The sequence below is a fragment of the Variovorax sp. GrIS 2.14 genome (assembly GCF_046115955.1).
Lineage (GTDB): Bacteria > Pseudomonadota > Gammaproteobacteria > Burkholderiales > Burkholderiaceae_C > Variovorax.
In genome coordinates this window covers 268,480-293,026 of the sequence record NZ_JBJXIA010000004.1, presented here as the reverse complement: position 1 = coordinate 293,026, position 24,547 = coordinate 268,480, and the positions used below count along the sequence as shown (strand labels likewise).

Below are 24,547 nucleotides of genomic sequence, written 5' to 3'. Positions count from 1 at the left end.
GGCAGGCTCGGGTATTGTCCGCGCCATGCGCATCCTCCTGGTTGAAGACGAACTCGACATGGCCTCTTGGCTGGTCCGCGCGCTGACGCAAAGCGGCTTCGTAGCCGACCACGCGCCCGACGCCCGCACGGCAGAGGCCTTCATGGTCGGCACCGAATACGACGCCATCGTGCTCGACCTGCAACTGCCCGACAAGCACGGCATGAGCGTGCTGGCCGACATGCGAGACGCCGACAACCGCACGCCGGTGTTGATCCTGACTGCGCAAGGCGCGTTGCAAGACCGTGTGCGCGGCCTCAACCTCGGCGCCGACGACTTCCTGACAAAGCCCTTCGAGGTCGCCGAACTGGAGGCGCGCCTTGCGGCATTGGTCCGACGCAGTCGCGGACGACAACACCCGCGCATGCAGTGTGCCTCGCTTTCGTACGACGGCGAGAGCCATGCCTTCTCGCTGCGAGGCGCGTTGCTGCCGCTGACGCCGCGCGAACAGGCCGCGCTCACCGCCCTCTTGATGCGCAGTGGTGCACCGGTGAGCAAGTCGAACCTGTTCGGCAAGGTGTTTACCAACGACAGTACCGCGGGGCCCGACGCCATCGAGGTCGTCCTGCACCGGCTGCGGCGCAAGCTCGAGGGCAGCGACGTTCGCATCGTCACCGTGCGCGGACTGGGTTACATGCTCGAAAGCACCGGGGATGCAGTGGTCGATGTCGATGTCTCCAACGCGCGCTGACAAGAACACTGAGCCACGTCGCTTCGGCATTCGGGCGCGGCTGCTCGCGTTGCTGCTGCCGGGCATCGTCGCGCTGCTCGCGCTCGACAGCTGGAACGACTATCACGCCCTTTCGGAAACCGTCGCCAACGCCTACGACCAAAGCCTGCTGGAACCGGTCAAGGCGCTCGGCAACAGCATCGTCGTGCGGCCAGACGGCAAGGTGCAGGTGCATGAAGCCTTCTCGGTCGAAGCGATGTTCGCGGCGACCAGTGCGCGCTACAAGCACCTGCATGTCGGCATCACGCCCGTGGGCACAGACGGCCCGGAGACCACGCTCATGGGCGTACCCGACTTGCCTCCGCCGCCGGTCGCGCCGCCTGAGCAAAGCGTAGGCAAGCCGGTCTTCTACGACGCTTGGTACCAGGGGCGGCCGGTGCGCATCGCGGCGCTGCGTCAGACCGTGTACGACACCCGCGGCACTCACGACATCCAAGGCGCCGGCGACAGCAGCAGCAACGCCGCCTGGCAGGTACTGATCCAGGCGGCCGAAAGCACCGGCCCGCGCGCGCGTGCCGTCAACGAATCGCTGCAACAGGAACTGTGGCGCGACACCCGCATGCTGGTGGTCGTCACGCTGCTCATCTGGATGGGTGTCGCATGGACGATGCGCCCGCTCGAACGGCTGCGCGCCTCCCTGCGCGAGCGTCAGCCAGACGACCTGCAGCCGCTCGACCCGACCGGCATGCCGCAGGAGGTGATGCCGCTGGTCGACGCCGTCAACCACCACATCGAAAGCCACCGCACGATGGTGGCGGAGCATTCGCAGTTCCTTGCGGATGCATCGCACCAACTGCGCACGCCGCTCGCGATCCTGTCGATCCAGGCCGGCTATGCAGTGCGTGAAACCGACCCCGAGCGCATGCGCGAATCGCTGCGCGCCATCGTGACGCAACTGGCGCGCACGCGCCGGCTCAGCGAGCAATTGCTGGCATTGGCACATGCGACGCACCAGGACAACGCGGGTGGCGCGCCCGCGCTCGTCGACCTCAACGCCGTGGCGCGCGCCGTGGTGCTTCAATACCTGCCGCTCGCGCGGGAAAACGATCAGGATCTGGGCTGGATCGATGCGCGTGGCGACTTCCCCTTCGAGCGCACGGATGAAGCCGCAGCGCTCGATGCAGACGGCGAACCCACGCGGCCGGTGCTGCCCGTGCATGCGAACGAAGCCGAGCTCCACGAGGTGCTGTCGAACCTCGTGCACAACGCCATCAAGTACACGCCGCGCGGCGGCAGCATCACCGTGTCCGTACGGCGCGATGCGCGCTACGCGCTGGCCGAGGTCTGCGACAGCGGACCGGGCATCAGCGCGGATCGGCGTGCCAGCGTGTTCCAGCGCTTTCAGCGAGACGCGTCGAGCGAGGCGCGCGCCACGCAGGGCGCAGGCCTCGGGCTCACCATCGCGCGCAGCTACGCGCGCCGCAATCACGGCGACATCGAACTGGCGGATGCCGGAAGTGCGGACGGCGCGAGCGGACCTGCCAGCACAGCGGGTGCGGGGCTCCGTGCGACCCTTCGTTTACCCTTAGTGAACCTTAAGTGATTACACGTATTTTGAACGCCGACAGGGCGGCAGAGAGCCCATCGAAAGCCGATTGAAAGGCTCCATTTCTAGACTGCCTCCTTCAATCGAAGGAGACCTATGCAAGAGCAGCACGCCGGTACGCCCGGGGCGACATCGCCCCTCAAGGCCCGGTTCAAGAAGGATTACTACGGCGGCGCGCTGATGGTGCTCGTCGGCGTCGCTGCCGCAGTCGCCGGCGTCGACTACCGCGTCGGCCAACTCGCGCGCATGGGGCCGGGCTTCTTCCCGGTCGCGCTGGGTTCGCTGCTGGCGCTGGTCGGCGTCATGATCGCTGCGTCCGCGCGCAACCCGAAGCCATCCGCAGAACCTGCCGTGTCGCACGGTCATCCCGGCGGCATGCCGGACATTCGCGGTGGTGTCTGCATCGTGCTGGCCATCCTGGCCTTCTTGCTGCTGGGCGTGTACGGCGGCCTGCTGCCGGCGACCTTCGCCATCGTCTTCATCTCGGCGCTGGGCGACCGCGACAACACGCTGATCGAAGCCGGACTGCTGTCGCTCGCCATGTCGGCCATCGCCGTGGTGGTGTTCTGGTGGGCGCTGCAACTGCAGCTGCCGCTCTTCCAGTGGGGCGGCTGACATCATGATTTCGCAATCGCTTCATGACCTCTGGTTCGGCTTCGGCGTCGCCTTTCAGGGCACCAACCTGCTGTGGTCCTTCTTTGGCGTGCTGGTCGGCAATTTGATCGGTGTACTGCCGGGCATGGGTGCGCTGCAAGCCATCTCCATCCTGCTGCCGCTCACCTACGTGATGCATCCGGTGCCCGCCATCCTGATGCTGGCCGGCATCTTCTACGGCTCGCAGTACGGCGGCGCCATCGGTGCCATCCTGCTGAACATGCCCTCGCATCCGCCGCATGCGGTGACCTGTCTCGACGGGTATCCGATGACCAAGCAGGGCAAGGGCGGGGTCGCGCTGGGCATCACGATGATCGCCTCGTTCTTCGCGGCGTCGGTCGGGATCATCGTCATGATCTTCGCGTCGCCGTTGTTGGTGCAGATCGCCTTCAAGTTCGGCCCGACCGAGATCTTCTCGATCATGTTGCTGGGCTTGCTGGCCGGCTCCACCATGTCGCGCGGCTCGCCGCTCAAGGGCGTGGCGATGACGCTCTTCGGCCTGCTGTGCGGCGTGGTCGGTACCGACGTCAACAGCGGCAGCTTCCGCTTTGCCTTCGGCCTGCCCGAGCTGAGCGACGGGCTCGAGCTCACCGCGATTTCGATGGGCCTGTTCGGCGTGGCCGACTTCCTGCTCAACGTGAACCGCATGAAAGCCGTCGACAGCAGCGCCAAGCTCACCTTGGCCGACATGCGTCCGAGCAAAGCCGAGCTGAAGCGTGCCTTCCCGGCGATGATTCGCGGCACCCTCGTCGGCACCGTGTTCGGTGCGATGCCGGGCACCGGCCCGACCATCACGACCTTCATCGCGTACGCGCTGGAACGCAAGATCTCGAAGACGCCGCACAAGTTCGGCACCGGCATGATCGAAGGCGTGGCGGGACCCGAGGCTTCGGCCCACTCCAAGACGCAGGTCGACTTCATCCCGACGATGAGCCTGGGCATTCCGGGCGACGCAGTGATGGCACTGATCCTCGGTGCGCTGCTGATTCAGGGCATCCAGCCGGGCCCGCAACTGATCACCGAGCATCCGGACATTTTCTGGGGCCTGATCGCCAGCTTCTGGATCGGCAACGTCATTCTGGTGGTGCTCAACGTGCCGCTCATCGGCGTCTGGGTCAAGCTCCTGCGCGTGCCCTACAAGTACCTGTTCCCGGCTGCGATGTTCTTCATTGCGGTGGGCGTCTACAGCACGCAGAACAGCCTGTTCCAGATCTGGGAAGTGCTGGCCTTCGGACTGATCGGCGCATTGCTGATGTCACTCGAATTCTCGGTCGCACCAATTCTGCTGGGCTTCGTCCTCGGGCCGATGGTCGAAGAGAATTTCCGCCGTGCGCTGTTGCTCTCGCGCGGGGACATGACGGTGTTCGTGACACGGCCGATCAGCGGCACCTTCATCGGTCTGTGCGTGCTGCTGCTGGCTGGCGTGATCTTCTCGGCATGGCGCGGCCGCCATGGTGAGACACCGGTGCCGGGTCTCGACCTGCCCCAGCCACCGCTCGACGCGACTCCGGCTGTCAACGAGTAAGCAACGAACGATCGGCCCTGCGGGGTCGATCCGAGCCGACGATCAGGCGGGCGTGCTTTTAACGTCCGGCTCCTGAACCCCGAACGGGTGGCCCGGCAGCGGAATGAACTCCGTCTCGCCTGGCACATGGCCCATGCGTTGGGCGGCCCAGTCGGCGCCGGCCTGCAGGATTCGCTCGCGACGGCTCGAAACGAAGTTCCAGGTGATGTAGCGCGGCCCGTCGAGCGGCTCGCCGCCGATCACCACGAGTTGCACATCGGCCGATGCGTGCAGCGTGGCTCCCGCACCTTCCTGAAGAAACGCCATCGTGTGCGCTGGCACAGCGGTGCCGTCGACCGACACATCGCCATCGACCGCGTACACCGCGAGCTCGGGTGCCAGCGCCGGCAGTACGAAACTCGCGCCGGCCTTCAACTGCACATCGAGGTAGACGGTCGGCGCATACGTCTTGACCGGCGATGTCTCGCCGAACGCGCTGCCGAGGAGCACGCGCACCTTGGCACCCTGCTCTTCGCACGATGGGATGTCCGCTGCAGCCGTGTGCGCGAAATTGGGCTCGGCCTCTTCATGCGCCAGCGGCAGGGCGGCCCATAGCTGCAAGCCGTGGTTGACGTAGGTGTCGGCCTTGAGCTGGTCCGGCTTGCGCTCGGAGTGCACGATGCCGCGACCCGACGTCATCCAGTTGATTGCGCCGGGTCGAATTTCCTGCGTATTGCCGAGGCTGTCGCGATGCATCATCGCGCCCTCGAAAAGATAGGTGACCGTGGCCAGGCCGATGTGCGGATGCGGTCGCACATCGTGCTCGCTGCCCGGTGTTTCGGTGGCAGGGCCGAAGTGATCGAAGAACACGAAAGGCCCGACCGATCGGCGCTTGGCCGAAGGCAGGAGGCGGCGGACTTTAAAGCCGCCGCCGAGGTCTTTGTCGGCCGGTGTCAGCAGTTGAAGTGCAGTCATGGCCGACATATTGCATCAGGCTTTTGCAGAAGCCCAGCGTGCGCTGGCCTTGGCCACGCGCTCGCCGAACAGGCGTGCGGTGTCGAGGTCGCCCTGCTGCATTTCGGCCGGCGACGAATCCGAAGGCGACTGCGCCATGGCGCCGCTGAACGAACCGACGTAGTTGACATCGTTGCGTTGCGCCGCCTTGCTGTTGCTCGGCATGATGGCCGTGCCGACCCAGAGACCGCCCTGCTGCATTGCCAGCGTGAAAAGGTAGTGCAGCGTCGAGAGCTTGTCGCCGTTCATGGTGGCGCTGTTGGTGAAGCCGGCAAACATCTTGTCTTTCCAGGCTTGCGAGAACCATGGCTTGGACGAAGCGTCTGCGAACTTCTTGAACTGCCAGCTCACGCTGCCCATGTAGGTCGGCGAGCCCATGACGATGGCATCGGCTGCTGCAAGGGTCTCCCAGCCGCCTTCAGGCAAATTGCCGTCGGCATCGATCTGCACCAGCTCGGCGCCGGCGCCTTCTGCCACGGCTTGCGCCATGCGCAGAGTATGGCCGTAGCCGGAATGAAAAACGACTGCGATCTTGGACATGTTGATTCCTTCGGAGATGGACGTGTTGGGTGGAGTGGATGCAGCGACTCAGCGCTTGTCGATGCTCAAACGGCCGGCACCGAAAGCAGCGAGCGCAAGCAGGCCACCGGCAATGGCGATGTTCTTGTTGAAATTGATGGTCTGCATCATCTTCATCGCGTCAGGGGCAGCCCAGTACTTGTGGAAAGCCAGCGCAGCAGCCACGGTGAACACAGCCAGCACGATGGCGACGATGCGGGTCTTGAAGCCGAGCAGCAGCGCGATGCCGAAACCAAGTTCCACGATGATCGCGATCACCGCGGCCACTTCGGGCAACGGCAGGCCGGCCGAGGTGATGTAACCGACGGTGCCGGCGAAACCCATGAGCTTGCCGATGCCTGCAGGAATGAACAGGTACGCGATCAGGATGCGGCCGACGAGCGCCAGAACGTCTTGCATCGAGGTGGTGGTGACGCCGGACGACGACATGGGTGCGGTGGTTGAGGCCATTGAAATACTCCTGAGTTGAAAAAAAGAGAAAAGGGTCTGACAAGAGAAAGGGCCGTCCGTAGACGGCCCTCTGGGACTAAGCGGCGAGGTCGAATACCAGCACTTCGGCATCCTTGCCGGCACCGAGTTCGATCTTCGACTCGCCTTCGATCATCGCGGCGTCGCCGCCCGACAACTTCTGGCCGTTCACTTCGAGCTCGCCGCGCACCAGTTGCACGTAGCTCTTGCGCGTCGGGTCGAGCGTGAGGCTTGCCTTCTCGTCGCCGTCGATGAGACCTGCGAACAACCGCGCATCGGCGTTCATGGTGACCGAGCCTTCGGCACCGTCCGGCGATGCGACGAGGCGCAGCTTGCCGCGCTTTTCGGCGTCGTCGAACTTCTTCTGCTCGTAGCCGGGCGCCACACCGCGCTCCTTGGGCTCGATCCAGATCTGCAAAAAGTGCGTGGTCTCGTCGGCCTTGTGATTGAACTCGCTGTGCTGCACGCCGCGCCCTGCGCTCATGCGTTGCACGTCGCCCGGCGGAATGGACTTCACGTTGCCCATGCTGTCTTTATGAGCGAGTTCGCCCGACAGCACGTAGCTGATGATTTCCATGTCTTTGTGGCCGTGGGTGCCAAAGCCGCCACCCGCCGCCACGCGGTCTTCGTTGATGACGCGCAGGTTGCCGAAGCCCATGTGCGCCGGGTCGTAATAGCCCGCAAAAGAGAAGCTGTGAAACGAGCGCAGCCAGCCATGGTCTGCATAGCCGCGTTCCTGTGATTTCCTGACTGTCAACATTTGGATTACCTCTGCCCCTGTCGAGGGGCCTTGCTAACTGCCGCGCCGTATGCGTAGCGGATAGAAGTGACTTTATGCCGGGTTGTCACTTGCAAAAGCATCGCGATTTGATGGCACCATTCAAATTATTTGAACGATGATCGGCCATGCCAACCCCTCGTGATGTCTTGACCCCCGACGCGTTGTCGATGCTGCAGACCGTCGTAAGCACCGGCAGTTTTGCCGGCGCCGCCCGCGCACTCAACTTGGTGCCGAGCGCGCTCAGCTATCGCGTTCGCCAGATCGAAGACGCGCTCGACGTGCTTCTCTTCGACCGCAGCGCAAGGCAAGCTCGCCTCACCGAAGCCGGCACGGAGTTGCTGCGCGAAGCGGGCCGCATGCTCAATGAAATCGATGCCGTCGCCAACCGCGTGAAGCGGGTCGCAACCGGCTGGGAACCGATGCTCACGGTGGCGATCGACAGCGTGATCCCGCGCGAACCGATCCTCGATCTCGCCTGCGCCTTTTATGCGATCGATCCACCCACGCGCCTGAAGCTGCGTGACGAAACGCTGCTCGGCACCATCGAGGCATTGACGACGGGTGAGGCCGACCTGGCCATCGGCAGCGTGCTCGATGCCGCCAGCCTGGCCTTCACCGCGACCGGCATCCGCAGCCGCCCGATCGGCGAGTTGCGCTTCGTCTACGCCGTCGCGCCGCAGCATCCGCTGGCACGCCTCGAAGGCGTGCTGACCGACGAGGTGCTGCGACAGCATCGTGCGGTGGCCGCAGCCGATTCGTCGCGCTCCGGGCCCACCATGACGGTCAACCTCGTCGGTGGGCAAGACGTGCTCACCGTCGGCTCGATGGCAGCCAAGTTGGCCGCCCAACTGCATGGGCTCGGCGGTGGCTTTTTGCCCGAGCCGATGGCACGCCCTTACATCGAGGCCGGCCATCTGGTCGAGCGTTCGACCTCGCGTGTGTTGCCCGTTGCGACCATGCATTGCGCCTGGCGCGTGCCCAGCGCAGGCAAGCCCGGCCGCGCCCTCGAATGGTGGCTCGCGCAGTTCGACCACGAGGGAACTCGCAAGGCGCTGCTCGGGTGGCACCGGGGCCGCTGAAGCCGATGTAGAGTGCAAGCCGACTGTCATTCATCCCGTCAAAAAAAGAGAGACCTTCCATGACCAAAAGCCCAACTGCCAAGCGCCATCGAAGCGCCATCTCCCCGGCCCTCAAAACCACTGCAACTTTGGCTTCGACCTCGACGTCTACTGCGAAGCCGAAGATGGCCGAGCGCCATTACGCCGTCATCGGCGCCGGCATCGCGGGCATTGCCGCCGCGCGCACGCTGGTGCAGGCCGGTCACCGCGTCACGGTGTTCGAGCGCGAGTCGCAGGTCGGCGGCCGCATGGCGAGCGACAAGACGCAGTTCGGCCGCTTCGACACCGGCGCGCAGTACTTCACCGTGCGCGATCCGCGCTTCGCCGCCGCCATCGAAACCACGCCCGGCCTGTGCAAGCGATGGAGCGCCAACGCCGTGCGCGTGCTGGATGCCCATGGTCTAGTCGCTGAAGCCGCGCTGCCGTCGCGGGAGCCGCATTGGGTGGCGCAGCCGGGCATGGATGCGCTGGTCGCGCAATGGGCTGTGCCGCTGGGCAGCAGCGTCGTCACCGACACGCACGTCGTGCAGATCGAGCGCGACACTATCGACGGCAAGCGCTGGCAGTTGCGTACCGCCGGTGTAGACGACTCGGTGCATGTGTATTCGGGCTTCGATGCGGTGTTGCTCGCGGTGCCACCTTCACGCGCACGGCAGCTGCTCGGCACCCATTCGCCCACGATCACGCAGAAGATCGAGAAGGTCCGCATCGCGCCATGCTGGACATTGATGATCGCGTTTCCGCAGGCCAACCAGGCCAACATGTCGCACCTCGGTCCGCAGTGGAACGCGGCGCGCAGCACGCACCATCGCGTGGCCTGGCTCACGCGCGAATCGTCCAAGCCGGGACGCGAGCGTGTCGAACGCTGGACCTTGCAAGCCAGCGCACCGTGGTCGCAAGAACACTTGCGCGACGACAGCGCCCGCATCGAGGCCAAGCTGCTGCGCGCCTTCTCCGAGATCACTGGGATCCGTGCCGAACCTTCATTTGCCAAGACGCGCTGCTGGGCCGAGGCGCAGACCCAAGTGCCGGTCGGCAAGTCGCACCTGTGGGATGCGAAAGCCCGCATCGGCATCGCCGGCGACTGGTGCATGGGTCATCGGGTCGAAGACGCTTTTCTGTCCGGACTCTCGCTCGCTCTCGCCGCACTGTGACCGCATCGGGGCGCGCTGTCCGCACCGGGCGGTTCGCCCCCTCGCCCACCGGCCCGCTGCACGCGGGCTCGCTGGTCGCCGCGCTGGCAAGCTGGCTCGATGCGCGTGCGCAAGGCAGTCGTTGGCTGGTGCGCATGGAAAACGGCGACACAGAGCGCTGCCTGCCCGGTGTAGGTGAAAGCATCCTCGAACAGTTGGCCGCATGTGCGCTCGTGTCCGATGAGCCGCCGGTTTGGCAGACGCAACGCCTGCTGGCTTACCAACAGGCTTTCGATCGATTGGTGGCCGCCGGCCTTGCCTACCCCTGCGCCTGCTCTCGCGCCGAGATCGACGCCGCACTCGCGCAGCAAGGTGTGCCGCACACGCGCCATGGCGAGCGCGTGTACCCAGGCACCTGTCGCAACGGACTGGATGGCAAGCCCGCGCGTGCCTGGCGCTTTGCCACGGCCCGATTCGAAGCCGCGCACCCGACCGAGGGCGTCACCTGGATCGACCGCCGGCTCGGCCCGCAATGGCAAGACGTGGCGCAGGAGGTCGGCGACTTCGTACTGCGCCGCGCCGACGGACCGTGGGCCTATCAACTGCGCGTAGTGGTCGACGATGCCGAACAGCACGTCACCGACGTCGTGCGCGGCGAAGACCTGACCGACAACACCGCACGCCAGCTATTGCTGCAGCGCGCACTGGGCCTGCCAACGCCGCGCTATCTGCACACGCCGCTGGTGCTAGGTGCCGATGGCGAGAAACTGTCGAAGCAGACAGGCGCGGCTTCGTTCGACACCCGCACGCCGCAAGCCGCGCTGGCCGAGCTCGACAAGGCGGCGCGAGTTCTCGGCCTGCCCCCCGCACAACAAGCGATATCGCCGTCCGACGCGCTCACATCATGGGTTCCGCAATGGGCCGCTCTCTACAATCCGCCGCCGTGATGACCCAACTGCCTGACACCCCCCAAGACCCCGAAGACCCGACGCCATCCTCGGACCCGACCCATCCATTGCACCGTCGCCTGAAAAGCTTCGTGCGCCGCGCCGGCCGCACCACCGACGGCCAGGCGCGCGCCTTTACCGAACTGGGTCCGCTGTACCTGCTGCCGTACAGCGAAGAGTCGATCGACCTCGCCACCGTGTTCGGCCGCGTGGCGCCGACCGTGCTCGAGATCGGCTTCGGCATGGGTGAAGCCACTGCATCCATCGCCGCGACCATGCCCGACACCAACTTCCTGTGCTGCGAAGTGCACGAGCCCGGCGTGGGCGCCCTGCTCAAGCGCATCGGCGAACAGCAGTTGACCAACATCCGCATCTGCGCCCACGACGCGGTCGAGGTGCTCGACCACATGCTGCAGCCCGACACGCTCGACGGCGTGCATGTGTTCTTCCCCGACCCGTGGCACAAGAAGCGCCACAACAAGCGGCGCCTGCTGCAGTCGCCCTTCGTCGCCAAGCTGGCCGCGCACCTGAAGCCCGGCGGCTATCTGCATTGCGCGACCGACTGGCAGCCGTACGCCGAGCAGATCCTCGAAGTGCTCGCGCACGAACCGCTGCTGCGCAATACGGCGGTCGATGCCAGTGGCTATGCCCCCAAGCCCGCTTACCGCCCGCTCACCAAGTTCGAGAACCGCGGCATCAAGCTGGGGCATGGCGTGTGGGACGTGGTGTTCGAACGTAGGGCGGAAACGCAGCAGCAGCCACCCATCGTGCTGCGCAAGGCGACCGCTCCTGACGCCGCACTCATCGCCGACATCCACACCCGCAGCCGGGCGACCACCTACCGCGGCATGCTTTCCGATACCTATCTCGACAACGACATGGCAGCCGAAAGCCTCGCGCTTTGGCAGTCGCGCGCAGACGAACTCAGGGCCAACACCGGCAACGTGCTGATCGCCGAACGCAACGGTCAGCCGATGGCTTTCGTCCGCGTGCTGGCGCCTGACGACACCGGCGGCGCCTACCTCGACAACCTGCACGCGATGCCCGACCAAAAGGGCTCCGGCGCCGGCACTGCCCTGCTCGCGGCCGCGGCAGAGTGGGCCAAAGCTCGCGGCGCCACGCACATGCACCTGCGCGTGCTGGACGACAACGCGGCCTCCATCGGTTTCTACGAATCACGCGGCTGGCAACTCACCGATCGCATCAAGGACATCATGGGCGGCCAGGAAGTGACGGCGCGGATCTATGCGTTGAGGCTGGACGCGTGACCTTGCTCGACCTCGCAACGGTCCGCGCGTTCGAACAGCGCAGCTTCAACGCGTGGCCTGCGCGCGAGACGGTGTTCTTCAACGGCTGGCTGTTTCGCATGAGCGGCGGCTATACAAAGCGTGCCAACTCGGTCAACGCTGCCGATGCGGGCGCATCTTTCGAGGGCGTGCGGGGCGCGGCGGAAACCTTCTATGCGCAGCATGGACTTCCGACTGTTTTCCGTTTGTCACCGTTGGCGACGCCAGAGGCCGACCGCGAACTGGCCGATGCCGGATACGGGTTCTTCGACCCGACGCAGGTGGCACGTGCGACGCTGAGTGCTGCGGCGCCGCACGCATCAGTGAACATCTCAGCCGCACCATCAGCTGACTGGCTCGATGGCATCGCCGCGGCCAATGGCATCGCGTCGACGAACCACGAACTGCACCACGCTATGGTGCGCTCCATCGCGCTGCCGAGCGCCTTCGCCACCTTGCAGGACCACGGCGAGGCCATCGGCTTTGGGCTGGCGGTGCTGGAACGTGGCGCAGTGGGCCTCTACGACATCGTCGTGGCGCCGCACCGACGCGGGCAAGGTCGTGGTCGTGTGCTCACCTGCGCACTGATGCAATGGGGCCGCACGAAGGGCGCGGAGTCTGCTTACCTCCAGGTGCGTGAGCAAAACGAAATCGCGCGGCGCCTGTATGCCCAGCTGGGGTTCGAAGACTTCTATGGCTACCACTATCGGGTGCCGGACAAACTGTTCGCGCGGCTGGGTTCGGCCCCACTGGCCAAAAAGGATTGACCCTCGACCCGACCTGCGCCAGTTGCCGTGGCAGGATGTCCCGTCCCCCCCCATCCACCTCTTGAGCCCGGAGTACTGCAGATGATCCGCATCTTTCACGACACGCGCGAGATTGTGATCTCGGACGCACCACTCACCGATGCGCCAGCCACCGACGCTCTGTGGCTCGACGCAACCCAGATCCACGAGGCCACCGGCTGGGAATGGAAGCCGCAAGGCCTGTGCCGCGACGACACCTGCATGCCCGTGCCGCGCAACGCCGACGCTCCGATCGTCGATGGCGACCGGCTCGATCTTGCCGCCTTCTGGCGCTACGCCGGCTGGCCGGTCGTGCATGACGAGAGCGGCCGCGTGTGGGTGCTCGGCGAAGGCGCCGCCAATCGCGCCGATGCCCTGAACAGCCTGCAGGCCCCGGACTTCGAGCTACCCGACCTGGAAGGCCGCATGCATCGCCTGTCGGACTTGCGCGGGCAGCGAGTATTTCTAAGCACGTGGGCCTCTTGGTGAGGCTGCAGGTTCGACTTGCCCGTGTGGCAGTCCCTGCATGAAGCGGCCAAAGACCATGGCTTTACCGTACTGGCGATCGCGCTCGACGAGCCCGAGCCCGCACGGCCCTGGATCGAAGCAGCCGCTCTCACCTTCCCATCTCTGATCGATCGAGAGCACCGCGTCGCCGAGCTCTACAACCTGGTCAACGTGCCGCAGGCGGTGTGGATCGACGAGACCGGCCGCATGGTGCGTCCGCCCGAGAGCGCCGGCTCGACCGACGGCTTCAACGAACGCGATCGAACCACGAATGCATTGCCGGCCGAGGTGCTGGCCCGACGCGCCCGCGCCAAAGCGGCGTACTTCGACGCGGCGCGCGACTGGGCACTGAACGGCTCGGCCAGCCGCCATGTCATGAGCCCCGACGAAGTGTTGAAGCGCCTGCAAGTTCCCGATGCCGGCATCGCCGAAGCGCACGCGCGCTTCAGGTTAGGACAGGTGCTGCTGCGCGATGGCCGCGAGGCAGAAGCCAGGGCGCAGTTCGACGCCGCGTCGCAACTGCATCCCGACTCGTGGGCGATCTGGCGGCAGCACGCGGAGCGCGACGCGCGAGGCCTGGCGGCTGGTGCGGACTTCTGGGCACGCCTCGATGCAAGGGCCGACAAGCCGTACTACCCGCCGGCCGATATCCGCGACGGACCATGACACCTCACGGTAACTAGAACTTACCGTGGGTGGAGGATGCGGTTGCAGGGCGAGCAGTGCACGCGCAACGGCTATGCCGCCGTTGGCGTACCCGCAAATTTACTTGCCAAACAATCCGGTCACGCGCTGCCATGAGCGCAGCATCAGGCCCGCGCGTTCCACATCGGCCTGCGCGACCAGCGGTGTTTCTCCGACCTGTTTGCCGTTCGAGCTAGCAACCACCTTGCCGATCACCGCGCCCTTGGTCACTGGCGCCTCCAGCCCAGGCTTGATCTGCACTGCGGTCTGCACCTTTTGACCGCGCGGCACGGTCACTGTCCATGGTGACCCCAGAACCGCGGGGACCGTGTCGGCCTTGCCGAAGTTGACTTTGGCAGCTGTCACCGCCGTGTTGGGCTGGATGGGCGTGGCCTGCTCGAAGTTGGCGAAGCCCCATCCGAGCAGCGAGCGCGTCTCGTCTGCACGTGCCTTTGCGCTGCTGGTGTTGAGGATCACCGTGATCAGACGCATCCCGTTGCGCTTGGACGACGTGACAAGACAGTAGCCCGCTTCCTCGGTGTGGCCGGTCTTCAGTCCGTCGACCGTGGGATCGGTGTAGAGCAGCGCGTTGCGGTTCCCCTGCTTGATGTTGTTGTACTTGAACTCACGCTCCGCATAGATCGGATAGAAGTCGGCACTGTCGCGGATGATGGCGCGCGCCAGGATAGCGAGGTCGCGCGCAGACGACTTGTGCTCCGGAGCGGGCAGGCCCGTCGCGTTCACGAAATGCGTGTGCGTCATACCGAGGCGCTGGGCTTCGGCGTTCATGAGCTTGGCGAAGTTCTCCTCGGAGCCGGCCATGTGTTCGGCGATCGCCTTGGACGCGTCGTTGCCCGACTGGACGATGATGCCGCGCAGGATGTCGATCACCGTGGCCTGGCTGTTGAGCGGCAGGTACATGCACGACTCGGTGCTCGATCCGCGGCACCAGGCGTACTCACTGACCGAAACAAGGTCTTCCTTCTTGAGCTTGCCCGATCGAAGCGCCTGCTCGACCAGGAAGCTGGTCATCATCTTGGTCAGTGACGCCGGCGGCAGCGCTTCATCGGGGTTGTCAGAAGCAAGCACCTCGCCGGAGTCGAAGTCCATCAGCAGCCACGCCTTGGCGGGCAGCGCCGGTGGGCCGCCGGCCGTACTGGCCTGCGCGGCGACTGGCGCCGCCGCAGGTTTGGTGGTCGCCTGCTTCTTGGCAGCTGCCGGCTTGGCGGCGTGATCCGAGGCCGCGAAGGACGCCGAGTACGGTAAGACGACGCCTGAGGCGATCGCGACAACGATGGAAAGAGCGGAAAGGCGCATTGTTTGCATGAGTCAGGGGCTTAACGAAATTTGTGGTGAATCGGAGCGGTGGTTTCGATCAGCCTGCATTTTCAGGCCTTGGAATCCACGACAGCGGCATTGCCGCTGCTTAAAAAGGTAACGCCGTGGTTCGTTTGACCGTGTCGAGCACGAAGCTCGTCTTGCAGTCCTGAACACTCGGATGCTTGAGCAATGTCTCCATCACGAAGCGCGAGTAGTGCGCCATGTCGCTCACCATAACGCGAAGCAGGTAGTCCATGTCACCCGTCAGCGAACTGCATTCGACCACTTCGGGCCAGGCTTGCACGGACGCGCGAAATGCATCCATCGGGCTGCGCTTGTGCACGGCGGAGTGCTTTTCCAGTCGGACGTTGATGTAGGCCGTGAGTGCAAGCCCCACGCCCTCAGGATCGAGCAGGGCGACATAGCCCGAGATGACCTTCGATTCCTCGAGGCGCTTCACCCGCCGAAGCGTGGCGGAAGGCGACAGGTTGACGACCTGTGCGATCTCGTCGTAGGTGGCTCGGCCGCTGGCCTGGAGCACGCGAAGGACGCGCAGGTCGATTTGATCGAGTTCGATTGGTGCAGACATCAGCGGTATGTTGCAGGATTCCTGCGTCAATGCGCAAGCGCAGCGTGAACTTGCAGGAAAACTGCTTGCCTCATCCTTAGGATCGAATCATCACAAACCACCCACTGATGGAGACGGCATGAGCACCGACCTTTTCGACAACCCCATGGGACTGCAAGGCTTCGAGTTCGTCGAGTTCGCCGCGCCCGAGGCCAACACGCTCGAACCGTTCTTCGAAAAGCTCGGCTTCTCGCTGGTAGCAAAGCACCGCTCGAAGGACGTGGTGCTCTACCGGCAGGGCGATATCAACTTCATCGTGAACCGCGAGCCGAACAGCCCGGCTGCGTACTTCGCCGCCGAGCACGGCCCGTCTGCCTGCGGCCTGGCATTTCGCGTCAAGGACTCGCACAAGGCTTATGCCCGTGCGCTCGAACTCGGCGCTCAGCCCATCGAGATTGCCACGGGTCCGATGGAGCTGCGCTTGCCTGCGATCAAAGGTATTGGTGGCGCACCGCTGTACTTGATCGACCGCTTCGAAGATGGCAAGTCGATCTACGACATCGACTTTGAATTCATCGAAGGCGTCGAACGCCATCCCGTCGGGCACGGGCTCAAGGTGATCGATCACCTGACGCACAACGTGTACCGCGGCCGCATGACCTTCTGGGCCAACTTCTACGAAAAGATTTTCAACTTCCGCGAGATCCGCTACTTCGACATCCAGGGTGAGTACACAGGCCTCACCTCGAAGGCGCTGACGGCGCCCGACGGCAAGATCCGCATCCCGCTGAATGAGGAATCGTCCAAAGGCTCGGGCCAGATCGAAGAGTATTTGATGAAGTTCAACGGCGAAGGCATCCAGCACATCGCGCTGCTGAGCGACAACCTCGTCGACACGATCGACCAGCTCGGCCTTGCCGGCGTGCCGCTGATGACCGCGCCGAACGACGTCTACTACGAGATGCTGGAGACGCGCTTGCCCGGCCACGGTGAGCCGATCTCGGAGCTGCAGGCGCGCGGCATCCTGCTGGACGGCACGACCGAGGGCGGGACCCCGCGCCTGCTGTTGCAGATCTTCTCGCAGACGGCCTTCGGTGGCCCGGTGTTCTTCGAGTTCATCCAGCGCAAGGGTGACTACAGCGACGGTTTCGGTGAAGGCAATTTCAAGGCGCTGTTCCAGTCGATCGAGCGGGATCAGGTTCGACGCGGCGTGCTGCAAACGGCCTGAAGGTGGCGTCCGTGCTTTGCCTCGATACCGCCGCAGTCCAGAGTGCCAAACACGGTCTGGCGGCCGGCGATGCGGGCCAGCCCCGGCGCGCCGATTGGACCATCGACCAGGGCTGGGAAGCCTATACCGCTGCCGAGCATGGCGTCTGGAAGACCCTGTTCGAACGCCAGTCGAAACTGCTGCCGGGCCGTGCGTGCGACGAGTTCGTCGAAGGCATGCGCAATCTGCCCATTGGGGCGGATGAGATTCCGGATTTCCGGCGCCTCAGCGACGTGCTGATGAAGAAGACAGGCTGGCAGGTGGTCGCGGTGCCGGGCCTGGTGCCTGACGAGGTGTTCTTCGAACATCTGGCGCATCGACGATTTCCGGCGGGTCATTTCATCCGAAAGCCGCACGAACTGGATTACCTGGAAGAGCCCGACGTGTTCCACGACGTGTTCGGCCACGTGCCCATGCTGATGAACCCGGCCATAGCGGACTACATCCAGGCGTATGGCGAAGGCGGATTGCGCGCGCAAAAGCTCGGCGTGCTCGACAAGCTCGCGCGCGTCTACTGGTACACGGTGGAGTTCGGTCTGCTGAAGCAACCGGACGGGCTGCGCATCTATGGCGCCGGCATCGCGTCGTCATTCACGGAGACGGCTTTTTCGCTCGACGACGCATCGCCCAATCGCATTGGCTTCAATCTGGAAAGGGTGATGCGAACCAACTACCGTATCGACGATTTCCAGGAAAGTTACTTCGTCATCGACAACCTGGAGCAGTTGCTAAAGCTCGCGAAGATCGACTTCGCGCCGCTGTATCAACGCATCGCAGGCCAGCCCGACTTTGATCCGGGCACAGTGCTGGCGAGCGACACCGTGCTCGCACGCGGAACGGGTCGCTACCACTACGACAAGCGTAAAAAGGCCGCTGGCTGAGTCGGGGCGACACGGGCCTTTTGTCTGTTTGAAACCCGCACCACGACATCGCGTTCAGGCTGATTTCTCCAAAGCGCAGTCGCCATCACTGGATGACCACCGGTCGTGACGCCCGGCCCGCCAGATAAGTGCGATGGTCGGCAGAGGGTCCATAGCTGAAGTTAACCTGCAGCCAACGGAAGCGTCGAAGGCTGGTGGAGCCCTTCATAATCAAGACCTGCCCCCCCGCTTGTTCCAGACGCCTACCTTTCATCATGGATAAATTCTTGCTGCAACAGCAGGTGCTGGAACGGCTCGCCGAAGACCTGCTGCAAGCCGAACAGGCCGTGCGAGCGGCCCATGAAACGGCGACCCACGAAGAAAACATCGCCGAAAACAAATACGACACATTGGGACTCGAAGCCGCCTACCTGGCCACCGGCCTAGCTCGGCGCGCCGAAGCCATCCGCCAGGCGATGGCCAATTGGCGCCAATTCCGCCCGCGTCCCTACGACGCCAGCAAAGGCATACAGCTCGGCGCGCTGGTCTGCCTGGTCGATTCCGAGGACAAGCAGCAACAGCTCTTTCTCGGCCCGGATGGGGGCAGCATGAAGTTGGTCAGCGGCGCTCAACGCGTTCAGGTCATCAGCAGCGAAGCCCCTTTGGGCAGGGCCATGCTGGGCAAATGCGAGGGTGATGAGGTGTCGATACAGGTCGCCCCAATCCGACAGCAGTTTGAGGTGCTGCGAGTTCATTAGGCCGCAAGAGCCGCAAGTAAGTTCACGCCGAATTGGCCGAGGTCAGCAGACGTGCAGGCGTCGTGAACATACCGGCTGGCTGGCAAGGTCAGCAGTACTTTGAAACCGGCCACGGGGTCCGACATGACACTGGCGCATGAATGACCGCTGCGTGGCCAAAGACCGTGAACTCAGGGGGGCCGACATCACCGGTAGCAACCGCTGCAAATCCGTCTGCAGACCTGTCGCATTTAAGGACTGCTTCGGGCCCATAGCTGCCGGTCAGCGTTGTTCACAACGGCGCTACCAATTGAGGCGAATACGTTCGCGGCCGGCCACTCAAGGACGTATAAGCGCCGCAAGGTCCCGCGCCGCGCCGGACGGCTCCCGGGCCAAATGCGCCACGAGGCTGTGCCGGTCAGCCTCGGTGCGCTGCTGCGAGAGAAAGCGCTTGCCCACGAGATCGGTCAGCTCAATCTCGAAGCCGATCAGGTGCGCCGCGGCTTCGTCGATGTACGCGGCCGGCGCCTCGGCGGGCGACCACGGCGAATCGCGGCCCGCCTCCTGTTGCGCGGTGAGCGCGGTCAGGTGGGTCGCGACCCAATCGGCGGCATCGACAAAACGGATGCGGCCGCGCGCCTGCACCACCACGTAATTCCAGCTCGGTGCCACGCGCCCGCTGCGCTGGCCGCTGACATACCAGCGCGGGGAAATGTAGGCGTCCGGGCCGCGAAAGATCGCGGTCGATTCGGTGTCGGGCGCCGTGCCGGTGGCAAGCGGATGGTTGCGACTCACATGGCCGCGCAGCCGGCCGTGCGACCCGCCGGGCGTGAATTCGAGCGGCAGAAGGTTGACCTCCGGACCTGCCCCGCCGGCACTGATCAGCGTCGCAAGCGGATAGGCCTGGATCAAGGCGTGCAGCTCAGGGTGTGCCGTGACAGCAAAAAGAGGTTGGATGTGCATGGGTGGAGGCGTGAGGCCAGGAGATTCGGTTTGATGAGTCTGCTGCGGTCGTAGCTCGGCGTCTTGAAGGTTGCGGCCACGCGATGCCGACATGTCGTCCTCGTGACTCGCCTATCCGACGATGGGCGCGGCCTGCGGAAGCGACGGCGTGAAGCCACCGAAGCGGCGGAACTCGCGCGTCATGTGGGCCTGGTCCGAAAAGCCGGCCTCCAGCGCGAGTTCCCCCAAGGAGCGCATCTCACCCGCTTTCAACAAGCGCATGGCACGCTGGAAACGCAGGATGCCGGCCAGACTACGCAACGGCAGGCCGGCGGCAACCAGCACGTCGCGACGTAAGGTGCGCGGCGCTGCATCGTGCCTAACCCAGCCCCGACGCTCTCCAGGCGGGGCCGCCTGCATTTCGGCGATCGCCGCCAGTGCGCGCTCATGCGTTGGACCCGGTCGCGCACGGTTGGTAATCACATGAACAGCGTTCACCAAAGCATCGCGCAATGCAGGCACGGTAGTTGCCTCGAGGATCGGCTCGGCGCGTACACCAGTTTGACGCACAACATCGCGACCAACCATAACCCGGTTGCGAAGCATGGCGGGTTGCACGCCGAGGCAAAGACCGCCCCACCCGATGCGAAAGCGTACCCCTACGCTGACTTGGCCAACAATCGCGTTTAAGGTTCCAGGTTGATCGGCTGGCCCTGCCAGCGCGAGCCAAACCCGAGTCAGCACGCCGTCTTCGGCGGGTAGGCAGTGCGCAACGAGATCCATGCGCCCATCAGGCAAGATAAGTTGCGGAAGTGAGGAACTGGCCCGGTAACACCACAACGCTTCAATGCTTTTGACATCAAGCAAAGTATTTTGAAGTTCTATGTATGGAACTGGCTCAGTTGCCGCGTGCATGGTCGTCAAGGATTCCGATCGGATTTAGTACGGATACACCTAAAAAGCTGCCGTTCGGGAACGACTGCTAATGGCCCGGAAGCAGTTCTTCACGCCTTGCCGAAAACATGCTCATTCGGACCTGTCCAGGTCACAGTTTGTACTGACCCGCTCACGAATGCCTCGTCACGGAGTTGCTGGAAAACGGCGGCAGGGGGCCAACCTGCCGGCTCGTCAGCGAACAGAAAACCGAGACGCTGCAAAGCAGTGAGCACGACGCTGAGTTCTGCCCTTGATGCGTATGGCACAGACGCGCCCCGCTCGTGCACGTGTGCACCCATCACTGAAAGCTCAAGCGGCAAGCTGTCTGCAATACTGATCTCGATTGTCTTAGCTAGCACTGCAGACACGTAGTTCATGTTCAGTCTTGCTCGATGTGGTTGGCTGACCTGTGGTCCGGTCTTGGCCGCAAGCGGCTGCGGTTCAAATTATGAAGCGACCGTCCTCGCTGTCGTAAAACCGTGCTGAAAGGCCCGCGCAAAGCTTCTTCAGGATGGCGACAGCCGCCTCGTCAAACACTCCTGATGCAGTGATGGACAGCGGTGGCTCGTCGTCGCCAACTTCAAGCTCCAAGGCGATCCCTTGTGCACGCAGGTCGAACCGCTGCGTCCTTGTCGTGACGCCGGTCAGTTCGTAGATGACAGAGTGGACATGAGGGCGGCTGCCCAGCGGTTGCGGCTGCCAGTCGGCGTCAAGCTCTTCAATTTCCTGCGATGCGCGAACGATGACACCGATGCTGCTCATACTTGTATTTGGTTATTTACTGGACGTGTTCGCCGAAGGTCTGCTTCTGGCCGCATTGTGCCCTTGGACCAGCGGCATCGTCAGTCGAAGTCAATGGACTTGACGATTAAGGCAGCGTCGGCCAACTCGGCAATACAGGCAGGGTTGCCAGCTTCAGCCACGTAGGTCACAAGGGCCAAGTCCGAGCCGTTGCTTGCATACCAAACGCGGGTCAGGTCGTCGTTTCGCATGAACGTTCCACCGATGTAGCGGCTGATAGATTCGCCTTGCTCAACGTCCGAAGGCACACCCAGTGAGCGCGTGCTCGCGAACTCTTTGAGAAGAACGCCAAGTGCGTCTGCATCGACGTTCGGGTTAGCGCCGGATTTAAACCTAGCCACGGAAAACTGCAGCGCTCCAACTCCATCCGTTCTTACGAGTGTGGGAGGAGCACCTTCCGGCATGTCGTGACTCACATCGACCCAGCCTGCGGGAAGCTCAATAACGACATCAGCAAAGGCGCAACGGTGGCTCATCATCGACGTTTGGGAAGGTGCGTTGAAAGTCCGGTATTGGCGGCGGATTGTTGTCCATCAATCGCCCAGGAACTTTATGTATGTGTGGCCGCTGTCGACGGCTTGTTGAGCAAGCCGTATCACCTTTTTAAGGTGTTCAGACAGTTCCGCATTCGTGGAAGAGCTCCCGACCTCCTTCAATTCGATGAGCAAGACAGGGATCTGTCTCTGATTGAAAACGGTGACACCCCACGGGTCGATGAAGCGCATACAGATCGGTGGAAGAGCGACCCACTGGTCAATGACGAGCGATGTAAGACAACCCGAAGGATCAAAAATCGCCTGGATCTTCTCGTGCTTTTCGTTCACCCATACCGTATCGATTCCCAAGTTGGCCCCCTCGTGGCTGATGTCTGCTTTTTGGCCGAATGCTGCGACGGTGGCACAGGCTAGGCTGTATCTGGAGTCCGGCTCCGAGCGCCTAGATCCACGCCCAAGGTCATCGGGGGATACTGATGCCTTACGGTTAGCGTCAAGCCAGTTGCCAAGACAAGTTGAACAGCGGAATCAGGCCCTTCGCCCAAGGCGTCCCAAACGCGAACTTCTGAGATCGTCGCCGGCAAGTACTTCTGAATTTCATCAATTTGGGTCGACGCCTTCCAATCCTCTGGCCAGCCTGCCGGCATCTCTGTCGCCTCGGACACTTCCTGCAGTTTGATGCCTAGGGCCGGGTAGGCACCTGGTATTTCGACCTCGCAAGGTGCAACCTGGACCATCGGGGATTGAGCGAAAGTCAATCTGACAAGATCAGTGGCAATAGCGGCTGTGGTTTGGTCCACCCAAGCGGGGTGGGTCCCTCTTGGCGGGCACATCCAGACCGCTTCGAGCAGTTGATTGATCATTGACAACGGACTCATTTTTCGTACTTCTTAACCGGACCTCCAACGTCCGGTTCTGGCCCGATTGCGGACACACGCCGAGCAACAGTGTAGGTCCGCTTCGCGCCGCAAAGCGGACATCGAAGGCAGCGTCGTACGGAACCACGGCGACGAGCAGTCGGCAACGCGGCCGACGAGTTGATGGCACCGATCGACAGAACCGAACGTGAGCGGCCATCGGAGCCGCCTCATCGACTCAACCCAACAACCGCCCCAGCACCGAAGGCAACGACGCGGCGTCACCCAACAGCGCGCTCTGCCCTGCCCCGAAGATCCGCCGGCTCGCCGCCGCCCCTTCCGCATCGAGCAACAAACCGAGCGTGCCAATACCCACCAGCCGCGCCGATTGCACCGCATGTCGCGCGTCTTCGATCAGGTAATGCGGATCGTGGATGTCGACATCGTGCGGCTCGCCATCGCTCATCACGACCACCAGTCGACGGGAGGCGGGTTGTGCTGTCAGTGCACGCGTCGCGTGGCGCAACGCGGCGCCGAGCCGTGTCGACAGGCCGCTTTGCAAGCTGGCCAGTCGCGCGGCAGTGCCGTCGCTCCACGCCTCATCGAAGTCTTTCACGCGCCAATGGTTGACGCCCTCTCGGCCATCGGAATCGAAGCCCTGAATCGCGAGTGAGCCACCGGTTGTGGCCAACGCGCCGGCGAGCAGTCGGGCCACACGCTGCTGCGTCGTCAACTGAGTGCCGCCCGCCGCATCGCTGCCGTGCGGCCGCGCGCTGGAGGCCGAACTGTCGATCAACAACAGCACGGCGACGCTCTCCGCCGCCTGCGTCGATCGGGTGTGCACCCGAAGCTCATCCGCACTGCCGCTGCGCTGTGCCAGCACCGCACTGACGGCTTCGTCGAGTTCGATGTCGTCGCCGTCGCGCTCACGCCGTCGCAGCACGCGGGAGCGCATCGCAGACTTCTGCAGCAACAGGGTCAATGCGCGCTGCACCGGTGCGTCGTCCTCAAGCGTCGCCACCGCAGATGCATGCGCGCCGACAGACTCCCCAACCTGCGGATGCCGCTCGTGCACCACGCACCAGTCCGTCCGCAACTTGCCGATCCGACGATCCCATTCCGGATATCGCCACTGCACGGGCGCAGGAGGCGTTGCATCGGCAGGTCCCTCTTGCAGCCGTGCTGCGGCAGACACCGGTCGCGACTGCTCGGGCTGTTCGCCGGCATGGCCTTGCCAGAGCCATCGGTTGTCGTCGCGGTAGCTCGGCCCCGGCCGGTACATGCGCGCGTTGAAGCCCATTCGCATCTGGCCGATGTCGTTGCCAAGGGCCGATGCCATCGCACGCAGCGCATCGGGTTGCGACTGCGCCAACACCTCGCCACCATCGTCGAGATAGAAGCGCGCCCTGCCCTTGCGCACCCACGGATGCGGATCGTCGTAGCCGGGATCGACGAGGCCGCGTGCGAGCCGAAGCATCAGCGTTTCGAAGTCGTCGCCGTCTTTCGGCGTTGCGGTGTGCAGCGGCGCCCAGAGTCTCCGCAAGCCGGGTAACTCACGGCATGCCAGCGCTTCGGCCCGCGCGTCTTCGAGCAGGCCGAGCAAGGCCTGCGTGATGGGCGCCGTGCCTTCGCGCACGAACACGCGGCGAGAAAAAACGATGTGTGCTGCAGCGTGCGCGGCGGCTGCGCTGTACCAGCGACGGGCATCGGCCTTGCTCGCGCCGGCGGGTGGCGATGGCAGGTGCAATCCACTCTCTGCAAGAAACGGCGTCTGCCCGCCTTCGATTCCTGCGGGAAGATGCAGCAACGGTGGCGTCACGTTCCAGAGCAGCCGCAGCCAAGCGCCGATGGGAAGCCGCAGCGCATCGAGCTGACCGCTTTGCTCGGTGCTGTCGCTACCCGTGATCGCGCGAGCCGTCGCTACAGACGGGTTCGTGCCCGCTTGAAGGTCCACTCGCAAGTCCAGGTCAACCACCGCGCTCATCGCAGC

The 24,547-nt window shown here is 64.0% G+C and carries 26 protein-coding genes and 1 pseudogene; 14 read left to right on the top strand and 13 right to left on the bottom strand.

Translation table 11 applies throughout. The features are described from left to right. The first annotated feature begins 25 nt into the window (after window positions 1-25). From RCH10_RS09580 to RCH10_RS09565, 4 genes are all read left to right on the top strand, one after another. On the top strand, window positions 26-730 hold the full coding sequence (locus RCH10_RS09580) for a response regulator (RefSeq protein WP_409052169.1): 705 nt from the start codon (window positions 26-28) through the stop codon (window positions 728-730). Next, window positions 705-2,312 (top strand): sensor histidine kinase, encoded by a 1,608-nt coding sequence (locus RCH10_RS09575; protein WP_409052168.1) that lies wholly within the window; start codon window positions 705-707, stop codon window positions 2,310-2,312. The genes RCH10_RS09580 and RCH10_RS09575 overlap by 26 nt, the downstream gene beginning before the upstream one ends. A gap of 99 nt (window positions 2,313-2,411) precedes the next feature. After that, window positions 2,412-2,930: a tripartite tricarboxylate transporter TctB family protein gene (locus tag RCH10_RS09570; RefSeq protein ID WP_409052167.1), complete on the top strand. Its 519-nt coding sequence runs from the start codon at window positions 2,412-2,414 to the stop codon at window positions 2,928-2,930. 4 nt (window positions 2,931-2,934) lie between these two features. Next, window positions 2,935-4,494 (top strand): tripartite tricarboxylate transporter permease, encoded by a 1,560-nt coding sequence (locus RCH10_RS09565; RefSeq protein WP_409052166.1) that lies wholly within the window; start codon window positions 2,935-2,937, stop codon window positions 4,492-4,494. A 42-nt stretch (window positions 4,495-4,536) separates the two neighbouring features. Here the strand turns inward: RCH10_RS09565 and RCH10_RS09560 are convergent, their stop codons facing one another. The 4 genes from RCH10_RS09560 to RCH10_RS09545 form a co-directional block, all read right to left on the bottom strand. After that, window positions 4,537-5,448 carry a pirin family protein gene (locus RCH10_RS09560; protein ID WP_409052165.1) on the bottom strand — a complete coding sequence of 304 codons (912 nt, stop codon included), beginning with the start codon at window positions 5,446-5,448 and terminating at the stop codon, window positions 4,537-4,539. A 15-nt stretch (window positions 5,449-5,463) separates the two neighbouring features. Then, window positions 5,464-6,027: a flavodoxin family protein gene (locus RCH10_RS09555; RefSeq protein WP_187052390.1), complete on the bottom strand. Its 564-nt coding sequence runs from the start codon at window positions 6,025-6,027 to the stop codon at window positions 5,464-5,466. 48 nt (window positions 6,028-6,075) lie between these two features. Continuing rightward, the gene (locus RCH10_RS09550; protein ID WP_409052164.1) at window positions 6,076-6,516 is read right to left on the bottom strand and encodes a DoxX family protein; all 441 of its coding nucleotides are present in this window, start codon (window positions 6,514-6,516) and stop codon (window positions 6,076-6,078) included. 76 nt (window positions 6,517-6,592) lie between these two features. Then, the gene (locus RCH10_RS09545) at window positions 6,593-7,294 is read right to left on the bottom strand and encodes a pirin family protein (protein WP_409052163.1); all 702 of its coding nucleotides are present in this window, start codon (window positions 7,292-7,294) and stop codon (window positions 6,593-6,595) included. A gap of 146 nt (window positions 7,295-7,440) precedes the next feature. Between RCH10_RS09545 and RCH10_RS09540 the strand changes: the two genes are divergently transcribed. From RCH10_RS09540 to RCH10_RS09510, 7 genes and pseudogenes are all read left to right on the top strand, one after another. Beyond that, window positions 7,441-8,394 carry a LysR family transcriptional regulator gene (locus RCH10_RS09540; protein WP_323498000.1) on the top strand — a complete coding sequence of 318 codons (954 nt, stop codon included), beginning with the start codon at window positions 7,441-7,443 and terminating at the stop codon, window positions 8,392-8,394. A gap of 164 nt (window positions 8,395-8,558) precedes the next feature. Continuing rightward, window positions 8,559-9,587 carry an FAD-dependent oxidoreductase gene (locus RCH10_RS09535; protein WP_323501740.1) on the top strand — a complete coding sequence of 343 codons (1,029 nt, stop codon included), beginning with the start codon at window positions 8,559-8,561 and terminating at the stop codon, window positions 9,585-9,587. Continuing rightward, window positions 9,584-10,513, top strand: coding sequence for a tRNA glutamyl-Q(34) synthetase GluQRS (gluQRS, locus tag RCH10_RS09530; RefSeq protein ID WP_409052162.1), 930 nt, complete (start codon window positions 9,584-9,586; stop codon window positions 10,511-10,513). The genes RCH10_RS09535 and gluQRS overlap by 4 nt, the downstream gene beginning before the upstream one ends. Beyond that, window positions 10,513-11,253 (top strand): annotated as a pseudogene (gene trmB / locus RCH10_RS09525) (tRNA (guanosine(46)-N7)-methyltransferase TrmB); the annotation flags it as partial. The gene gluQRS and the pseudogene trmB, both read left to right, overlap by 1 nt. 108 nt (window positions 11,254-11,361) lie before the next feature. Further along, window positions 11,362-11,781, top strand: coding sequence for a GNAT family N-acetyltransferase (locus RCH10_RS09520; RefSeq protein ID WP_409052234.1), 420 nt, complete (start codon window positions 11,362-11,364; stop codon window positions 11,779-11,781). Then, on the top strand, window positions 11,778-12,566 hold the full coding sequence (locus RCH10_RS09515) for a GNAT family N-acetyltransferase (protein ID WP_409052161.1): 789 nt from the start codon (window positions 11,778-11,780) through the stop codon (window positions 12,564-12,566). Before RCH10_RS09520 ends, RCH10_RS09515 begins: the two co-directional genes overlap by 4 nt. 81 nt (window positions 12,567-12,647) lie before the next feature. Continuing rightward, complete coding sequence (locus RCH10_RS09510; protein ID WP_409052160.1) at window positions 12,648-13,757, top strand: redoxin domain-containing protein; 1,110 nt, start codon at window positions 12,648-12,650, stop codon at window positions 13,755-13,757. A 99-nt stretch (window positions 13,758-13,856) separates the two neighbouring features. On the opposite strand, the gene RCH10_RS09505 is transcribed toward RCH10_RS09510, so the two are convergent. Beyond that, on the bottom strand, window positions 13,857-15,101 hold the full coding sequence (locus RCH10_RS09505; RefSeq protein WP_409052159.1) for a D-alanyl-D-alanine carboxypeptidase family protein: 1,245 nt from the start codon (window positions 15,099-15,101) through the stop codon (window positions 13,857-13,859). Between the two features lie 100 nt (window positions 15,102-15,201). Next, window positions 15,202-15,684 (bottom strand): Lrp/AsnC family transcriptional regulator, encoded by a 483-nt coding sequence (locus RCH10_RS09500; RefSeq protein ID WP_187052401.1) that lies wholly within the window; start codon window positions 15,682-15,684, stop codon window positions 15,202-15,204. Between the two features lie 118 nt (window positions 15,685-15,802). Here RCH10_RS09500 and hppD point away from each other — a divergent pair, with 118 nt between their 5' ends. The 3 genes from hppD to RCH10_RS09485 all read left to right on the top strand — a co-directional run bounded on the left by hppD (window position 15,803) and on the right by RCH10_RS09485 (window position 18,548). Continuing rightward, on the top strand, window positions 15,803-16,891 hold the full coding sequence (hppD, locus tag RCH10_RS09495; protein ID WP_323497982.1) for a 4-hydroxyphenylpyruvate dioxygenase: 1,089 nt from the start codon (window positions 15,803-15,805) through the stop codon (window positions 16,889-16,891). A gap of 2 nt (window positions 16,892-16,893) precedes the next feature. Next, window positions 16,894-17,811 (top strand): phenylalanine 4-monooxygenase, encoded by a 918-nt coding sequence (gene phhA / locus RCH10_RS09490; RefSeq protein WP_409052158.1) that lies wholly within the window; start codon window positions 16,894-16,896, stop codon window positions 17,809-17,811. 254 nt (window positions 17,812-18,065) lie between these two features. Next, complete coding sequence (locus tag RCH10_RS09485) at window positions 18,066-18,548, top strand: GreA/GreB family elongation factor (protein WP_409052157.1); 483 nt, start codon at window positions 18,066-18,068, stop codon at window positions 18,546-18,548. 318 nt (window positions 18,549-18,866) lie between these two features. On the opposite strand, the gene RCH10_RS09480 is transcribed toward RCH10_RS09485, so the two are convergent. The 7 genes from RCH10_RS09480 to RCH10_RS09450 all read right to left on the bottom strand — a co-directional run bounded on the left by RCH10_RS09480 (window position 18,867) and on the right by RCH10_RS09450 (window position 24,541). Next, on the bottom strand, window positions 18,867-19,490 hold the full coding sequence (locus RCH10_RS09480; RefSeq protein WP_409052156.1) for an FMN-binding negative transcriptional regulator: 624 nt from the start codon (window positions 19,488-19,490) through the stop codon (window positions 18,867-18,869). A gap of 111 nt (window positions 19,491-19,601) precedes the next feature. Continuing rightward, on the bottom strand, window positions 19,602-20,384 hold the full coding sequence (locus RCH10_RS09475) for a helix-turn-helix domain-containing protein (protein ID WP_409052233.1): 783 nt from the start codon (window positions 20,382-20,384) through the stop codon (window positions 19,602-19,604). Between the two features lie 89 nt (window positions 20,385-20,473). Further along, the gene (locus RCH10_RS09470; RefSeq protein ID WP_409052155.1) at window positions 20,474-20,782 is read right to left on the bottom strand and encodes a hypothetical protein; all 309 of its coding nucleotides are present in this window, start codon (window positions 20,780-20,782) and stop codon (window positions 20,474-20,476) included. Window positions 20,783-20,846: 64 nt separating this feature from the next. Then, the gene (locus RCH10_RS09465) at window positions 20,847-21,167 is read right to left on the bottom strand and encodes a hypothetical protein (RefSeq protein WP_409052154.1); all 321 of its coding nucleotides are present in this window, start codon (window positions 21,165-21,167) and stop codon (window positions 20,847-20,849) included. A gap of 80 nt (window positions 21,168-21,247) precedes the next feature. Further along, entirely contained in the window at window positions 21,248-21,685 is a 438-nt protein-coding gene (locus RCH10_RS09460; RefSeq protein WP_409052153.1) for a hypothetical protein, read from the bottom strand. Window positions 21,686-21,739: 54 nt separating this feature from the next. Next, window positions 21,740-22,051 carry a hypothetical protein gene (locus RCH10_RS09455; RefSeq protein WP_409052152.1) on the bottom strand — a complete coding sequence of 104 codons (312 nt, stop codon included), beginning with the start codon at window positions 22,049-22,051 and terminating at the stop codon, window positions 21,740-21,742. Between the two features lie 744 nt (window positions 22,052-22,795). Beyond that, complete coding sequence (locus RCH10_RS09450; RefSeq protein ID WP_409052151.1) at window positions 22,796-24,541, bottom strand: nitric oxide reductase activation protein NorD; 1,746 nt, start codon at window positions 24,539-24,541, stop codon at window positions 22,796-22,798. Between the last annotated feature and the right edge of the window lie 6 nt (window positions 24,542-24,547).

Bases quoted from the DNA above. Each gene is read 5' to 3' on its own strand.
- RCH10_RS09580 (WP_409052169.1), top strand. From the start codon at position 26: ATGCGCATCCTCCTGGTTGAAGACGAACTCGACATGGCCTCTTGGCTG.
- RCH10_RS09575 (WP_409052168.1), top strand. From the start codon at position 705: ATGTCGATGTCTCCAACGCGCGCTGACAAGAACACTGAGCCACGTCGC.
- RCH10_RS09570 (WP_409052167.1), top strand. From the start codon at position 2,412: ATGCAAGAGCAGCACGCCGGTACGCCCGGGGCGACATCGCCCCTCAAG.
- RCH10_RS09565 (WP_409052166.1), top strand. From the start codon at position 2,935: ATGATTTCGCAATCGCTTCATGACCTCTGGTTCGGCTTCGGCGTCGCC.
- RCH10_RS09560 (WP_409052165.1), bottom strand. From the start codon at position 5,448: ATGACTGCACTTCAACTGCTGACACCGGCCGACAAAGACCTCGGCGGC.
- RCH10_RS09555 (WP_187052390.1), bottom strand. From the start codon at position 6,027: ATGTCCAAGATCGCAGTCGTTTTTCATTCCGGCTACGGCCATACTCTG.
- RCH10_RS09550 (WP_409052164.1), bottom strand. From the start codon at position 6,516: ATGGCCTCAACCACCGCACCCATGTCGTCGTCCGGCGTCACCACCACC.
- RCH10_RS09545 (WP_409052163.1), bottom strand. From the start codon at position 7,294: ATGTTGACAGTCAGGAAATCACAGGAACGCGGCTATGCAGACCATGGC.
- RCH10_RS09540 (WP_323498000.1), top strand. From the start codon at position 7,441: ATGCCAACCCCTCGTGATGTCTTGACCCCCGACGCGTTGTCGATGCTG.
- RCH10_RS09535 (WP_323501740.1), top strand. From the start codon at position 8,559: ATGGCCGAGCGCCATTACGCCGTCATCGGCGCCGGCATCGCGGGCATT.
- RCH10_RS09520 (WP_409052234.1), top strand. From the start codon at position 11,362: ATGCTTTCCGATACCTATCTCGACAACGACATGGCAGCCGAAAGCCTC.
- RCH10_RS09505 (WP_409052159.1), bottom strand. From the start codon at position 15,101: ATGCAAACAATGCGCCTTTCCGCTCTTTCCATCGTTGTCGCGATCGCC.
- RCH10_RS09500 (WP_187052401.1), bottom strand. From the start codon at position 15,684: ATGTCTGCACCAATCGAACTCGATCAAATCGACCTGCGCGTCCTTCGC.
- hppD (WP_323497982.1), top strand. From the start codon at position 15,803: ATGAGCACCGACCTTTTCGACAACCCCATGGGACTGCAAGGCTTCGAG.
- RCH10_RS09485 (WP_409052157.1), top strand. From the start codon at position 18,066: ATGGATAAATTCTTGCTGCAACAGCAGGTGCTGGAACGGCTCGCCGAA.
- RCH10_RS09480 (WP_409052156.1), bottom strand. From the start codon at position 19,490: ATGCACATCCAACCTCTTTTTGCTGTCACGGCACACCCTGAGCTGCAC.
- RCH10_RS09475 (WP_409052233.1), bottom strand. From the start codon at position 20,384: ATGCACGCGGCAACTGAGCCAGTTCCATACATAGAACTTCAAAATACT.
- RCH10_RS09470 (WP_409052155.1), bottom strand. From the start codon at position 20,782: ATGAACTACGTGTCTGCAGTGCTAGCTAAGACAATCGAGATCAGTATT.
- RCH10_RS09465 (WP_409052154.1), bottom strand. From the start codon at position 21,167: ATGAGCAGCATCGGTGTCATCGTTCGCGCATCGCAGGAAATTGAAGAG.
- RCH10_RS09460 (WP_409052153.1), bottom strand. From the start codon at position 21,685: ATGATGAGCCACCGTTGCGCCTTTGCTGATGTCGTTATTGAGCTTCCC.
- RCH10_RS09450 (WP_409052151.1), bottom strand. From the start codon at position 24,541: ATGAGCGCGGTGGTTGACCTGGACTTGCGAGTGGACCTTCAAGCGGGC.